This window comes from Phyllobacterium sp. YR531, from assembly GCF_000282595.1.
GTDB lineage: Bacteria > Pseudomonadota > Alphaproteobacteria > Rhizobiales > Rhizobiaceae > Phyllobacterium.
Genome location: NZ_AKIZ01000022.1, coordinates 1 through 14,537, shown reverse-complemented (window position 1 = coordinate 14,537; position 14,537 = coordinate 1). Strand labels below are relative to the sequence as shown.

18 protein-coding genes are annotated in these 14,537 nt (G+C 49.5%); 8 read left to right on the top strand and 10 right to left on the bottom strand.

Annotated features, from left to right (window positions below):
- Nucleotides 1-147 precede the first annotated feature (147 nt).
- Nucleotides 148-1,065, bottom strand: coding sequence for a hypothetical protein (locus tag PMI41_RS13785; protein ID WP_008125765.1), 918 nt, complete (start codon nt 1,063-1,065; stop codon nt 148-150).
- Between the two features lie 264 nt (nt 1,066-1,329).
- On the bottom strand, nt 1,330-2,226 hold the full coding sequence (locus PMI41_RS13780; RefSeq protein ID WP_008125763.1) for a LysR family transcriptional regulator: 897 nt from the start codon (nt 2,224-2,226) through the stop codon (nt 1,330-1,332).
- Between the two features lie 96 nt (nt 2,227-2,322).
- Between PMI41_RS13780 and PMI41_RS24760 the strand changes: the two genes are divergently transcribed.
- Nucleotides 2,323-2,697: an Atu4866 domain-containing protein gene (locus PMI41_RS24760; RefSeq protein WP_081497139.1), complete on the top strand. Its 375-nt coding sequence runs from the start codon at nt 2,323-2,325 to the stop codon at nt 2,695-2,697.
- Between the two features lie 35 nt (nt 2,698-2,732).
- Nucleotides 2,733-3,467 (top strand): SDR family oxidoreductase, encoded by a 735-nt coding sequence (locus PMI41_RS13770; protein WP_008125760.1) that lies wholly within the window; start codon nt 2,733-2,735, stop codon nt 3,465-3,467.
- A gap of 338 nt (nt 3,468-3,805) precedes the next feature.
- On the opposite strand, the gene xth is transcribed toward PMI41_RS13770, so the two are convergent.
- The 3 genes from xth to PMI41_RS13755 form a co-directional block, all read right to left on the bottom strand.
- Nucleotides 3,806-4,591, bottom strand: coding sequence for an exodeoxyribonuclease III (gene xth / locus PMI41_RS13765; protein ID WP_008125757.1), 786 nt, complete (start codon nt 4,589-4,591; stop codon nt 3,806-3,808).
- Nucleotides 4,592-4,845: 254 nt separating this feature from the next.
- Nucleotides 4,846-5,856 (bottom strand): PAS domain S-box protein, encoded by a 1,011-nt coding sequence (locus PMI41_RS13760; protein ID WP_008125755.1) that lies wholly within the window; start codon nt 5,854-5,856, stop codon nt 4,846-4,848.
- 163 nt (nt 5,857-6,019) lie between these two features.
- Nucleotides 6,020-6,667, bottom strand: a complete 648-nt coding sequence (locus PMI41_RS13755) for a TetR family transcriptional regulator (protein ID WP_008125754.1) — start codon at nt 6,665-6,667, stop codon at nt 6,020-6,022.
- 86 nt (nt 6,668-6,753) lie between these two features.
- Here PMI41_RS13755 and PMI41_RS13750 point away from each other — a divergent pair, with 86 nt between their 5' ends.
- The 3 genes from PMI41_RS13750 (at nt 6,754) to PMI41_RS13740 (ending at nt 9,680) form a co-directional block, all read left to right on the top strand.
- A complete protein-coding gene (locus PMI41_RS13750) occupies nt 6,754-7,410 on the top strand; it encodes a class I SAM-dependent methyltransferase (RefSeq protein WP_008125753.1) in 657 nt (218 codons plus the stop codon).
- A 60-nt stretch (nt 7,411-7,470) separates the two neighbouring features.
- Complete coding sequence (locus PMI41_RS13745; RefSeq protein ID WP_008125752.1) at nt 7,471-8,337, top strand: SDR family oxidoreductase; 867 nt, start codon at nt 7,471-7,473, stop codon at nt 8,335-8,337.
- Nucleotides 8,338-8,468: 131 nt separating this feature from the next.
- On the top strand, nt 8,469-9,680 hold the full coding sequence (locus tag PMI41_RS13740; protein WP_008125751.1) for an adenylate/guanylate cyclase domain-containing protein: 1,212 nt from the start codon (nt 8,469-8,471) through the stop codon (nt 9,678-9,680).
- A gap of 23 nt (nt 9,681-9,703) precedes the next feature.
- Here PMI41_RS13740 and PMI41_RS13735 read toward each other — a convergent pair whose 3' ends face one another.
- A complete protein-coding gene (locus tag PMI41_RS13735; protein WP_008125749.1) occupies nt 9,704-10,330 on the bottom strand; it encodes a YdeI/OmpD-associated family protein in 627 nt (208 codons plus the stop codon).
- A 17-nt stretch (nt 10,331-10,347) separates the two neighbouring features.
- Nucleotides 10,348-11,553, bottom strand: a complete 1,206-nt coding sequence (locus tag PMI41_RS13730) for an NAD(P)/FAD-dependent oxidoreductase (protein WP_008125747.1) — start codon at nt 11,551-11,553, stop codon at nt 10,348-10,350.
- A gap of 64 nt (nt 11,554-11,617) precedes the next feature.
- Here PMI41_RS13730 and PMI41_RS13725 point away from each other — a divergent pair, with 64 nt between their 5' ends.
- Nucleotides 11,618-12,082: a MarR family transcriptional regulator gene (locus PMI41_RS13725; RefSeq protein WP_008125746.1), complete on the top strand. Its 465-nt coding sequence runs from the start codon at nt 11,618-11,620 to the stop codon at nt 12,080-12,082.
- A gap of 128 nt (nt 12,083-12,210) precedes the next feature.
- On the top strand, nt 12,211-12,537 hold the full coding sequence (locus PMI41_RS13720) for an EthD family reductase (RefSeq protein WP_008125744.1): 327 nt from the start codon (nt 12,211-12,213) through the stop codon (nt 12,535-12,537).
- 306 nt (nt 12,538-12,843) lie between these two features.
- Here PMI41_RS13720 and PMI41_RS24755 read toward each other — a convergent pair whose 3' ends face one another.
- The gene (locus PMI41_RS24755) at nt 12,844-12,990 is read right to left on the bottom strand and encodes a DUF1127 domain-containing protein (protein ID WP_008125740.1); all 147 of its coding nucleotides are present in this window, start codon (nt 12,988-12,990) and stop codon (nt 12,844-12,846) included.
- Between the two features lie 145 nt (nt 12,991-13,135).
- Nucleotides 13,136-13,342, bottom strand: coding sequence for a hypothetical protein (locus tag PMI41_RS25070; protein WP_008125738.1), 207 nt, complete (start codon nt 13,340-13,342; stop codon nt 13,136-13,138).
- Between the two features lie 21 nt (nt 13,343-13,363).
- Here PMI41_RS25070 and PMI41_RS13715 point away from each other — a divergent pair, with 21 nt between their 5' ends.
- Entirely contained in the window at nt 13,364-13,987 is a 624-nt protein-coding gene (locus PMI41_RS13715) for a TetR/AcrR family transcriptional regulator (RefSeq protein ID WP_008125736.1), read from the top strand.
- 107 nt (nt 13,988-14,094) lie between these two features.
- Here PMI41_RS13715 and PMI41_RS13710 read toward each other — a convergent pair.
- A partial coding sequence (locus PMI41_RS13710) for an ABC transporter substrate-binding protein (RefSeq protein ID WP_008125734.1) occupies nt 14,095-14,537 on the bottom strand: 443 nt, incomplete at its 5' end.

The window sequence follows — 14,537 nt, the reverse complement described above, 5'->3', positions numbered from 1 at the left end:
TTGATTTCAGAAGCGGCGAGCAAAAGTTCGCCGCTTCTTCTCTATTGTTCATGATAATTTGGCCAATCTGCTCGCTTTGCAAAAACCCGAATTGAAAATCAGGCAGCATTTCGCTCTGAGAAGCAGTCGCTACAAATCAACCAATCTTCAACGGAAAAAAATTTCCGCTTTGAACTGGATAGTACTGGCATCGTGAAATGCCGGAGGCTTGTTAGAGAAGTCAAATCGAGCCGGAGGCGATACTGGCTTATTGTCGGGCAGCGCCGAAATCGTCAATTTAAACGCAGGCGAAGGCTTATAACTGACCTTGGCATAACGCGTGGTTTCTTTTCCGCTTTGTTCATAGCCAAGTCCGGCTTCCCATTTACCACTTGCATAGGAAAGGTCGGCCGAATGGCCGGAGAGTTTGAACTCTTTGTCTACCTTCGCCGCTCCTTTTAACGTCCACGTATCATTGGTGGCAACGAAATCGGCTCCACCTCCGGCGAATTTCCCATCCCTGGCAAATTTGGCACTGGCATGGGTCTTTATGTTAGGGTCTTCAATATCCCCGTTAAAATGGAAGACATACTGTTTGTTCGCAGGGTCGATATAGATCCCCAAGCTAGGATTGGTGGTACTTTTGAAGCCGAAAACTGTTGGGTCTTTTCTGATGTCCGGTATCATCAGCTTTTGAACATCGGGCACATACTTCCCCAAAAGATCTTTCTGGGTCATCGTCAGCGGTATCGGTTTACCGAAACGATCAAAAGCACCCATCGCGGTATAATTACGGCTCGCAATAATGCAGTTGACTGCAAAAATCATGCAACCATCGTTGGTGACACCGGCAATGCTTTTATGATGCGTATTCCTGAGACTGTATTTTCCGCAGCACGATAGCGATTCATCTATTGTGGCATCAAGAGAATTGCCATTGAACCGGATACCCGATGGCCCGCCAAAGCCATCGCGCAAAATAGGTGACACTGATAACGGTATCGCCCGGAAGCTATCATCAGGCGCGGCTGACTCAGAACTTGCCGACTGTGTTCCCGTCGGTTGTGTGCGGGGTGGTAGTCCCATGTTATACCTGCCATTTGCAAATCAATCGCCACATGGCGAGGTTGGACCCTTTGCAGAGTAACCAATAACTACTTCTACCAATGAACTTACATCTATTTATTAGTTTTTCAACGGCAGCATTTTCTCCGCAGAGTTCGTTGCTACAGGCCGTTACCTGTCGGCCATTGAGGCTCAAAATTCCGATGGCCATTCAAACTCAACGTGCCACCGCATCGGGACATTTTTCAGATTTTACATCCCGGCGTAGCAGCATAACCTATCCAATCAGCTGAGGTTTGAAATCCGTATATAATCCACGAGAGCCCGGAGCTTTACAGGCTGTCTGTGACGCTTGGGATAATAGAGATAAAAGCCGTTGAATGGCGGACCATATGCCTCCAGCAAAGGTATAAGTTCTCCTCTGGATACCCAGGGTTGAAACGTATCCACCATACCGAATGTGATGCCCGCTCCGGCGCAGGCCATCCGGATCATCAAGCCCATATCGTTGGTCGTGACCTTGGGATTAACCGCGACATCGAAATCCCGACCATTTTCGGTAAATTCCCAGCGATATGGTGCGCTGTCCGGACGGGGCCTCCAACCTATGCAGATATGCTCCGACAGTTCTCGCGGATGATTGGGGCTGCCGTTCTTTGCTAGATATTCCGGTGATGCAAAAGCGTGTTGTTCCTGCTCTGGCGAAACGGAGATAGCAATCATGTCCTGTTCGATTACCTCTCCCAATCGCACGGCCGCATCAAATCCGACATCGACAATATCAAACTCTTCATCTGTAACCGTAATATCAAGAGCGATCTCAGGATACTGTTTGATAAATCCGGCCAGCAATGTGCCCGATAAGAAACTCTCGGCAATAGATGAAACGGCAATCCTTAGCAGTCCGCTTGGCCTGCTTTGCACCTCACGAAGGGCCTCCATCGCTTGTCTGACTTGAGAAACAGAGGAGTTTACCGCGCCGTAAAATAACTCGCCTGCTTCCGTCATTCGTACGCTTCGGGTGGTCCGTTGTATTAGGGCGACGCCGACACGATCTTCAAGTCTTTGCAAAGCCTGACTGACCGCTGAACGAGTAACGCCAAGCCGTTCGCTTGCGACGCGAAAACTCTTCGCATCAGCAATCGCCAAGAACACCGAAATGCCTTCAAGATCGTCACTCATTGGTAAGAACTACTAACCAAGTCATTTAAGATTAGCAACTTTTTCATCCCAATAATGATGGGTATTTTGATATCAATGAAACCCGAGAGAACTTTTATGGCCCAAGTTTCCAAGTCACTAGCCAGCCTCATGGTCATTATCTCGGCTTCGATCTTCGGCTCAACCGGGCAAACTATGGAGCGACCGCAAAAGCAATCCGGTTCAGAGAATTCCAAATCAAAAGAGGTTCAAATGTTGCATCACCCTTACATCGGCATGTGGGTAACTGATGATAATAGAGTTCGCCACGAACTGCTTCCTGACAACCGTTATGACGAGGCTCGCGGCAATCGCGAAAGTGCCTATCAGGGCCGCTATGAAGTGACCGGCAATCATATCGAATACTGGGACGATACCGGCTTCACAGCTGACGGCGATTTTGTGGACGAGAACACACTTCACCACGGCGGAATGATCCTGCGCCGCAAATAAATATTCCCCTTCAGTAGAAAACCACGGAGTTTCAAATGTTCAATATTCAAGGAAAAGTCATCGCCATCACCGGGGCCAGCAGTGGCATTGGTGAAGCAACAGCAAGGGCTCTTGCAAAAGCAGGCGCTCATGTCGTGATCGGCGCAAGACGAATTGATAGGCTTGATAAACTGGCCGAAGAGATCGCATTTGAGGGTGGCTCGGTACTCACGAAACAATTGGATGTTACCAACCGCGAGCAAGTGAAAAGCTTTGCCGACTTTGCAGTCTCGGAGTTTGACCGTCTGGACGTTATGATAAACAACGCAGGCGTCATGCCACTTTCACCGCTGGACGCCCTTCTGGTAGACGAATGGGACCGGATGGTCGATGTCAATATAAAAGGCGTGCTTTACGGAATCGCGGCTGCGCTCCCAATTATGAAGAAGCAAGGTGAAGGCCAGATCATCAATGTGTCTTCCATAGGCGGTCACACCGTATCACCCACCGCAGCCGTCTATTGCGCAACGAAATTTGCGGTACGTGCGATTTCAGATGGCCTGAGACAGGAGAACGATAAAATTCGGGTTACCATTATTTCCCCGGGGACGACAGCATCGGAACTCGCAGACACTATCAGCGATCCTATCGCCCGTGCCACGATGAAAAATTTTCGCGCCGTCACGATTGATCCCGAAGCCATCGCAAACTCCATCCTCTACGCCATATCCCAAACAGCGGATGTGGATGTGAGCGAAATCATTGTCCGGCCAACAGCTAGTCCTTACTGATTATGACGTGCTCACTTTCACCGACGATAAACCTGTGGAAGTACATAATGCTATTCTCAATAAAGGTGTTCATCCCGAGTGGCAGCGGAGGCGTCGGCCATATTGCGATCCAGTTCCGCCAGGGCCTACGGTCGGCGGCCTTGGCCTGGATACAGCTTTAAAAGCGGTTGCACGCTTTGGCCACGTTGTAAGAGCCTTGGCTGGGAACATTCAAGCCGCAACCTACCACTGCTATGAGCTTGTCGAGCACGGTAGACCATCGGAAAACTCGTTGTACAAATCGGGTAATCATGACAACCATGCCACGCTCCGCTTTGGTTCATATCATTAGCTTGAACTTATCTGGCCTGTGCTTTCGACAGCTCAATCCACACCGGGGCGTGGTCACTGGCTTTGTCCCAACCGCGGACCTCGCGATCAACGCCAACCTTTTTAAGACGGCCTGCAACGGACGGACTCAGCAAAAGATGGTCAAGTCGCAGGCCCGCATCTCTGGTCCAAGCGTTGCGGAGGTAGTCCCAAAATGTGTAGATTCGCTCGTTGGGATGAAGCGCTCTGATCGCATCTACCCATCCAGCTGACGTTAGAGCCTTGAAAGAACTCCTTACCTCAGGTCGGAACAACGCATCATCCAACCACCGCTCCGGCTTGTAAACGTCGAGTTCAGTGGGCATCACATTGTAATCGCCAGCAAGTATGATGGGCGCATTTGTTGCAAGCAGTTCGTTCGCATAAGCATTCAGCCGGTCAAGCCAGCGAAGTTTGTAATTGAATTTCGCACCCGGCACAGGATTGCCGTTAGGCATATAAAGACAACCAATGAGAATTCCATTTACGGCCGCCTCAATGTAGCGGCTATGGATATCCTCAGAGTCACCAGGAAGAACACGTCTCGTCTCTATTGGATCGGCATTTCTCGCAATAATCGCTACTCCGTTCCAGCTTTTCTGACCATTCCAGACACAGCCATAACCTGCTTCGTTTAGCGCCCGCTCGGGAAATTTACTGTCTGGCGACTTTAGCTCTTGCAGACAGGCTACATCGGGTTGCGCCTTTGCCAGCCATCGCAGCAAAAGGCTCAACCGCCCATTGATTCCATTAACGTTAAAAGTGGCAACCTTCACATACATACTCCGAAGCAAAAATAACGGAATATCTGCCGGAATGGTTCCAGAACTCCTCAAGCAATTTTCCAGATAGCTGCCAACCAAATTCGCGCTCAAACGTTATCATCTCGTGACCTGTTAACCCTGAGCATCAAATGCACGACGAACTGTTTATCTATCTGATTTATGCCAACGCGATCCTGGTGCTTCTCTGCATCGCATGGTTCATTTACAAAGGCCGCGGTTAGCGAAATCCCATATGAAATTTGGGGCTAGAGATCGCCTTCAATAAAATCGGAAACACATTCTTTCAACGGAGCGGACAGCTCCCATAAACGCACTTTATCGTTTACAACAATTTGAGCGTTCCCACGCAAAGCCAGCGGCGTGGCCCGCTGCAGTACGACATAACCAAAGCCGGATTTCTGTTCAACAGCATCAGCATCCGCAGTGTTCGTCTCCTCCCAACAAAGCTTTAAAAAATCGCCCTCTCCAATCTTTTCGATCTGCCAGATTATAGTGATCTCACCTCGTGAAGTTGCTAGCACGCCATATTTCGCAGAATTCGTCGCCAACTCATGGATAGCCATTCCAATGTGCAGCACAGCAGGGGCTGCTAGCATTAACTCTGGCCCGGTAACAGTTATTGGTCCATCATGTTTGAACGGCTTCAATTGATCGCCAATCAAAGTTGCCAGATCACCACCTTTCCAATCAGCTGAAACCAATACGTCATGCGAGCTTGCAAGTGATGTTATGCGCTCATTTATTTGATGCTGGAACTCGTCAACGTCCTGTGTTCGCTTGGCTGTCTCCCTGATAATCGACAGGATGACGGCATACTGGTTCTTCACTCGATGATTAACCTCGCGGAGCAAGAGACGTATGCGTCTCTCATTATCCCGCGATGCAGTGATATCACGTGCTATTTTCGACGCACCGACGATCCTGCCATGATCGTCCTTAATTGGTGACACTGTAAGGGAGATTGGAATGAAAGAACCATCTTTTCTGACACGTACAGTTTCAAAGCTCTCAATCACCTCACCGGCCCGTACCCGTGAGATTATATCGTCCTCTTCGCTCTGATGGCTCTCGGGAATTAGAATACGTATGTTCTTGCCAATGACCTCTTCAGCTTTATAGCCGAAAAAGCCTTCCGCAGCTCGATTCCAACTTGTAATGACACTGTTCAAATCCTTGCTGATAATTGCATCGAATGAACTATCCACGATGGCAGCCAGTCTGGCTGCTATCAGATCGTTGTCATCATTCGCACTCACGTAAGCATTCCTCACAGGATTAGCCAAAACAGGCTGGCGTTACAGTATCAATTGGCCTCACATTAGCAATAGTGTGCCATCCCAAATCCGCTTTAGAGAAGCCTCTGCAGCCGTCCAATTCAATGGAAGCCGTTGCAAACGCCAAACGCGGAGAGTGCCGGAACTAGATCGGTTCCTTGGCTTTATCACCCAGCCGCTGCAGATAGGCACAGAACATTTCTGTCATTGCGTCCGCATAAAGATTAATCTCTTCGTCCGAACGAGGTTCTTCGGAAAAGTCTTTACCTACGCAGCTCATAGTTGTCATTATGAGCCCACCAGCCCGATTTCTGATGGTTTCTGAGGCCTCGGGGAGAACCTCACGCATAAATTGTGCGATGATTGGTTCGTCAGCATGCCGTGCTTCCAGCGCTTCCGGTGCATCACGATACAGCGGAGCAGCATCACTCAATGCCACACGTACAGCAGCCTCCTCGCACTCAGAGCAAATAAAAGTATGCACGAGTGCCCTTAATCGTTCGAACGGCGGGCGCGCCGTATCCGATAAAATATCACCCAGCAAATTCGTTGTTTCCCGCCATTCATCGCTTTGAAGTTTGAACAGGATCGCAGCTTTATTTGGAAAGTACTGATAGAGAGAACCAACACTGACACCCGCCTTTTCCGCCACCCGGGCGGTCGTAAAACGTTGCGCTCCCTCTTGTGACAAAACCTGAACAGCTGCCTGCAAAATGGCGCTTACAAGGTCATTTGAACGAGCTTGCTTTGGCTTTTTTCTTGAGGAAATCCGGGCATTTGGGCGATTTTCCATTTTCTTGTTCCTCAATGCGATTAGCAAATGCGACGAATTAATCGTATTTTTCCGTCAGCGCAATGTTGCACAATGAAGGATCTGAGATGAACACTCTGACGACAACGCCATTCGCACATCTTCTTGACCGGCTGTTCGATGAAGCAGAGAAAGCCACGAGCCCCACCATAGCCGAACTGTCTCAAAACGAGCGTGCGCGCCTTATGCGCAGCAAAACCGAGTATCGCGATTTCTATGGGCGTCTCAAGGACCTGTGGCTCCCCGTCTCACGGCAAACGGGCGAACTACTCTACATGTTGGCCCGAAGTGGCGGCGCAAGGAATATCGTGGAATTTGGAACCTCGTTTGGTATTTCGACCCTTTATCTCGCTGCCGCGTTGCGGGACAATGGTGGTGGTCGTCTGATCAGTAGCGAATTCGAGAGCTTAAAAGTCACTCGCGCGAACCAACACCTGGCAGATGCCGGCCTCGCCAATCTCGTTGAAATACGAGAGGGAGATGCTCTCAATACGCTAAGCACCAATCTTCCTGAAACTATTGATCTGGTGCTTCTGGATGGCGCAAAGTCTCTCTATACAGAAATCCTAGCGCTGGTTGAGTGCCGCCTGCGCCCCGGCGCACTGATAATCGCGGACGACGCTGACTATTGTCCAGAATATCTTGATCACGTCCGCTCGCCTGACAATGGTTATCTCTCGACTTCTTTCCCCGATAATATCGAACTGTCGATGCGCACCGCCTGAGCTTTCCGACTAACCGACATGGGCCGTCTCGAAGACTATGGCCAACGATGGAGATTTATAATGCACGTATTTGTTACGGGAGCGACAGGTTGGGTTGGGTCTGCCATCGTCGAAGATTTGATCCTTGCGGGTTATCGGGTCACCGGGCTTGCCCGCTCAGCCGACAAGGCCGCTGGTCTGATCGCCATGGGTTCGAAAATTATTCAAGGTACGCTTGACGACCTTGAGATCTTGCATGATGCCGCAGTTGCGGCTGAAGCAGTAATTCACACTGCGTTCAATCACGACTTCTCGAAATTTGCGGAGAACGCGGCGCAAGACGAACGGGCGATTGGAGTTCTGGGACGTGCACTCGCAGGATCAAAGCGGCCACTCATCGTAACTTCGGGCTTATCGGGTCTGCCAAAAGGTGCGACTGAGTTTGACCTTCCAAATCCGGCATCACCAAGGAAATCTGAAGCCGCCGCGAGGACGCTTGCAGAAAAAGGCATCCGCTCAACAACTGTTCGGCTTGCCCCGTCCGTTCATGGCATCGGCGATTACGGATTCATTCCGATTGTCATCCACCTCGCACGCGCCACAGGCGTTTCCGCATATCCGGATGACGGACTTAATTGTTGGTCTGGCGTTCATCGTTTGGATGCAGCGCGAGTCTATCGTTTGGTGATTGAAAGTGGTTGCACGGAGAGCGTCTACCATGCCGTTACCGAGGAAGCCGTTCCGTTCAAGACGATCGCCGAAGTAATAGGACATAATCTTGGCTTGCCAGTTGAATCCCGGCCACGCGAGCACTTTGGCTGGTTTGCAAATATGGCGGCGGGCAATATGGCAGCGTCCAATAATCGTACTCGCTCAATACTTGGTTGGGCGCCAACTGGGGCGACGCTTTTTGACGATTTGAACCAACCCCAATATTATGCGAACTGAACTCTCGTCTGTGCTGGTATTTTGCCCTGAGTCCTGATGATGCTGGAAGGAAATCGTGTTTTGTTTCAAATCAGATTACTCCAGCACCATCGAATGTCTTTTTTCGAATGTGTAAGACCGGATGATTACAAATGGCAATCAGCAAGACCGAAGAACCTGCACGTTTTCGGAACGAACAACTTAAGTCCAGCTATTTGACTAATTTTTTTCTGCAGATCAGTCAGAACCTTGTCAAAGCCTCCCTCAATGGGCTGACTGATAATGAGATCGTGGCACTTCTGGGAACCTCCTTATCAGATGCAGGTGTGAACGTTTCCACCATTGAAATTGCCTGTGACGTTGTTGACCCCGAGGCGGATTTGCATCGAGTACGATGGCACAGAGATGCCTCAGGTAGAGGTAATAACGAGCGTTCTACCGATATTTTCTCCAGCATGCTGGAAGAGGACGTGACCACGCTTCGCCTCAATGCCAAAAACACTCAATTTGCATCGGTTCTGGTAGGGCAAGAAACTGATGCGATTGCTTTCGCAAACCACCTCGAACCGGACGTCACAATCGGTTTTTTTGATGATGTGATGAGCTTGTTCATTACAAACGAACCCGATGGCTTTAAACCATCAGACATCGACCTTCTCCACCTTATTACACCAGTTTTTGCGCTGGCTTTAGGCGCCCGTTTAAACGCCTCTGCGGCTCGCACGCTACTTCAGACTTACCTCGGCAGCGATGCTGCCACTGCCATGCTTGATGGAAGAGTTGGTCTTGGCGATGTCGATGAAATTCGCGCTATAGTTCTTTTCTGTGATCTGGTGGATTTTACACATATGACGGAGGGGCTCGCTCCCCAGTCGCTTATCAGCAATCTCAACTTGTTCTTCGAAACTGTCACGAGACCCTTATCAAGGGCCGGAGGACAGGTGTCCGGCTATGTTGGCGACGGCGTTGTCATGTTTTTTCCAATTACCAATCCCGCCAATGAAGACGTGCAATGTGCCACCGCGATAAATGCCGCATTGGAAGGGCTAAGGGCACTGGACAGTTTGAACGATAGTTCGTCACGAAATAATCTGCCCAAACTTCGTGCTCGAATAGGGATTGATATTGGCGAGGTCGTTCACGGCAATATCGGCTCTGCCGGCAGATTTTCGTTTACAATTATAGGCTCTCCGGTCAATCGCGCTGCACGTCTTCAGGCGCTTGCCAAGGATCTTGGTGCAATATTGCTGATGAGTTGCGACCTTGCTTCGAGAGCCTCCATAGAATGCACTGCATTTGGCAATCACTCCTTGAGGGGGTTTGACAGACCCGTGGATGTCGTCGGGTTTCTCAGCTCATCATAATCACTCTCTCTGATGCATGCTGATCAGCCAGATTTGCTATATTTCCAGAAGCGGCTTTTTCCATCTGCAATCCACTCGATCGCAGCCTCAATCCTCTTGTTTCGGGTCGCGTCTGTCTTTGCCTCGCCGATCCAGGAATTGTAATCCTTTCGGAAGGACGGTGACTTGCTTTCAAATATCAATTTTGCATGTGGATTGCTGGAAAGCGCAGCCGAAAACGCCTCATGAACCTCGATCATTTTCGGTGCCCCCTCGGACTTTCGCGGCGGCAATTTTACGCCTTGCTCATTGAGCGCCATTGCCTCTCTGATCCAATCAACGAGTTCTGTATCTTCCGGCAGATTCTTGATACTGGTTAGCTTACCCATGAAGCGATTGATTGCCGGCAAGTGCGAATTCGCTTGAAGCCGCGCGTCACTCATCAACGAATCTTTCCAGAAGCTGAAAGAGCAATGTTTTTTGTACGCAGCGAAGATGCACATCATTTCGCCGTGATAGTCAAAATGGGGAATACCCCATTTCATCTCTTCGACAATCTCCGGACAGATCGAGTGTAGAAGGGTGCGTATATGGATAAAGATTGGCTTAGCAAAAGGCTCTGTTTTTTCAAGATAGGCATCGATTTTGGGATTATAGCCAAGGTTGGACAAGATCAGAATCCTTTCATTTAAAACATGGCTTTCGACAATGGGTGGATATCGACACGGTAGCTGAAGAGTTTACGTCCTTGGCGAATTCCCATTCGCACGAAAATCGGCAGGATGAGATCTCGCACGAGATGACCGAGCCATGTTGTCGGACCCTTTTGTGATCTGTTTCGGGCCGTTATCTCAACCACCCGGTTGATGCGATCACGACGGAGATTTTCAAACTGTCGGAAAGTATGCTTAAGCTCGGTTTTATTATTCAAGCATGCAGCGAGCACAATCGAGTCTTCAATCGCCATTGAAGCTCCTTGGCCAGCATGGGGCCCCACCGCATGGGCAGCATCACCTATCAGGATGACGCGATCTTTCCACCAGCGCGGGAGAACAGGCATATCGAATATCGGATAGGATCGATCAATTCTGCCGACATGTTCAAGGATCAGTGCATTTGGAGCAGGATCGCCTGTGTGAAGACCACGAATGAAAGCGGCAAATTTTTCAGGGTTGGTTTGCCTGCCATTGCCCGCTTGTTCGGCAAAGTAGGAATTAAACCAGTGAACTGGCCCCGCATTATCCTTGATATAACCGAAGAAGGCTTGTCGTCCAAATGTCATCCTCATTAGTCCGCCTGTCGAGGGCACATTAGCGTCGACGACGCCTCCTGTTCCTATCACTCCAGTGAAACGTGGCACAGGATATTCTGGAAAAACACTCTGTCGTACTGCTGATCGCAATCCATCAGCAGCAACCACCCATGTTGCGTGAAAGACATCACCATTCTCAAATTGTACTGTCGCTCCATCCGCTCCGTTTTCAACGTTGCTTACGCGACAGCCAAATCGAATTGGTATTCCACAAGCATCGACTTTCTTCAGTAAAATTGCCGTCAGCTTACCGCGACGCAACGTAATACTTGGTGCGCCGAACAGCTGAGCATGATCGCTTTGATCAGCAATAATAAGCGATTTTCCACGTGCATTCAGCAGCTCGATACCCATTGTATCGATGCCGACATCGAGAACGTCATCGTAACAATCAATCGCGCGCAAACCGTTCATTCCGTTGGGCGCTAAAGTCAGGAACTCACCCTCCTCCTGCACGGATTCGGAAGTTCGTTCCTCGAACACGGTTGGCGAGTAACCCAATTCCCTCAATCGGATTGCCAAAACCAGTCCAGCAATCCCAGCACCGCACACAGCAATGCCCGATCCGTCGATGGCAGTCATTGACGATACCTCGATATTTTGATATAACGATTTGCTGATAATACGAAAATCGAAAGAACTGTCAATGACCTCTCGCGAGGACCTGGTAAGAACACTCGGATTTGCAATTTCGCAATGGCAGGATTCAGTTGAAGATTTTGATAGTGCAGTGGGTGAGATATATGAACTGAGCGGCCCCGAAAGGCGTTGCCTCAGTATGGTCAGTTACGGTCCTCAATCAGCTAGCGTGATTGCAAAGGCCGTCAATCTGACACCCGCCGCGGTCACAACCTTAATCGACAGGCTCGAGAAACGCGGTTTTGTCCAGCGGCAATCAGATGCAAACGATCGGCGCAAGGTTATGGTAGCTGCAGCCACCAAAACAGATGCGCTGATACAACGGGCGTACCTTCCAATCTTCGAGGCTGGAGCTGCACTTTTGGAAAATTACTCAATCACTGAGATGAAGCTGATACTGAAATTCATGAATGAAGTCACTACTATGCAGACAGATCAATCCGAAAGATTGCGCAGAAGCATTAGCTCGTAGATCCCGCAATACTTTGCGGTACGGCCGTATCATTTATTATCTGATGGCAACTATGCAAATCATCGGCGTGGAGAGGACGTACCAAATGGTATGTTGGGTTTCTTAGCTGGTACGTTGAGAGGTAATACATGTTCAAGATAAGTGTAATTTATCCGAATGAGGTAGAGAGTCGTTTTGATCATGAATATTATCGTGACACACATATGCCACTCGTCCAAAGACTGGCAGGCGATGCCTGTAAATTTTACACGATTGACCATGGCGTAGCCGGGAAAGATCCCGATTCGAAACCTCCGTTTGTCGCCATGTGCCACTTTTATTGCGAAAGCATTGATGCTTTCTGGTCAGCACTGACACCGCATCTGGAGGAAATCGACGCAGACATGCCAAAATATACCAATATTGTGCCGCTTGTTCAGGTTAGTAAAGTAGTGGGTGAGATCAAACAGATATAGAAGCCTTCTTGTAAGCGTCGTAAGCAGCATGGAATTTGGGAGGGCAAAACCGGCATGCAAAGCTGAAGCGCTATCGGCAGGACCAACATCCTCTATTACAAAAATCTCACCGATTATCTTTGCAAAAACGGTATCGCGCATAGCTTCTGCAAGGTTTCCTCGCTCCGCGAGTGCTTCGTAATATGCGATCGGTATAGCTATTTTATCTCGCTATTCATTTTTAATCGACATACACACTTATGGATGCAAAAACGCCCGCAGTAGAAGCGAGCGTCGTGCAGTCTTGTTCGAGTTAGATTGATATAATCAGCGGGCAACCGACGCGCGGGCAATAGTGCGGATGTCTGCGCGATCAATACCTAAATCCCGCAATTCGCGGCTGGACATTCGGTCAAGTTCGGTAACGGTCTGACGGAACTTAAGCCAGTTATTGAATGAGCGTGCTACGTTCATGATAATCCCCTTTCTGAGGGCTGTCTGACGTCAGCAACCTTGGCCCCGGCGTCGTTTCGATAGGTTGGAATATAGTCGTTTTAATCGGTTTAAAACAGACACACTTCGTCATTCCACCTATGCATTAGATGCAATGGTCGGAAATTTAATTTCCTTCCTCCGGACGTTCTTCACATCCCTTCCAGCCTCGTAACAAGTCTAATGGTTCAAGGCCGTTCCACTCGCTGCCCTCAATCGGATGATTGGCAACATTGAGCCAGTTCGAATTCATTTTCACCACAGTGTTTGTAAGTCCATTAGCAATTTTGCTTCTTATCCACCAAGCAGCGGACGATACAATGTTGTAAGCCACGATTAGTTCTCCGCATATACTATGGCAATCACCATAGTACATCTAGCACTAGACCGATCGCCATACAACTATTATGATGGTGGGATGCCCAGAACCTCCACTGCAAAGAGTCGTTTTATTGAAACAGCTGTCGCTCTCTTCCGGGCGCGCGGTTATCACGGCGTTGGCCTCGCGGAAATCATAGAGCAAGCGAAAGCCCCCAAGGGATCCTTCTACTTCCATTTCCCTGGCGGAAAGGAAGAGCTTGCGGAGGAGGCTATCCGATATGCAGGCGGGTATCTTCCACACCTGATGCAAAAATATTTCGCACATTCTAATACTCTTGCCGCCGGTATAGATGGCATAGTCACGCATTTAGCACGAAACTTTGAAGCTTCGGGCTGGAGTTTAGGTTGCCCTGTCGCCAGCGTAATGCTGGACACCACTCCTGCTTCTGAAAGGTTGTCTCGCGTTTTTGAAGAAGTCACCGAAAAATGGATCGTTTGTATCAGCGAGAATTTCGAACGCTTCGGTGAACCTGAACCACGCAAGCTTGCGATAAGATTTCTAATAGCACTTGAAGGCGCGTGGCTGGTGGCCCGGGTGTTAAAATCCCGGGAACCGTTTGTGGAAGCCGTCTCGTCCGTGACGGCAGGCCTGAAGTAAAAATGTAGGGGTCGGCAGAAGTCCTGCTAACCCCTACATTGGTTAGTTGTAAATGGTTTGCTTACCCTGACTGACAGGAGGTTTCAGCTTTTACAGTCAACTCGGCATCATTGCTGAACATAGGTGTAATTGCCGTCTGCACCCTTCTTCCATTCGTACATAACATAGCCTGGAAGTTTGGGATCGCCCTTCTCGTCATAAGCGATATCACCCAGCACCGTTTTGAATGGGCCTTTTTCCTTGATCGCTGCTGCGACAGCTTCCGGATCATTCGATCCAGCGGCTGCGGCCGCTGCAGCAATGGTCTGTGCTGCGGCATAGGAATAAAGCGTATAGGCTTCAGGCTCAAAGCCCTGAGCGCGGAACTTTTCAACGAGTTCCTTGTTGGCCGGGTTGGTACGGGGGTCCGGGCCAAACGTATTCAACGTGCCGGCAACAGCGTCGCCAGCAATGGAAGCCAGTTCGTTGGATACGATGCCATCGCCGGAAATAAACTGGACCTTAAGCCCCTGATCGGCAAGTTGGCGCATGATCAGACCAGCTTCCGTGT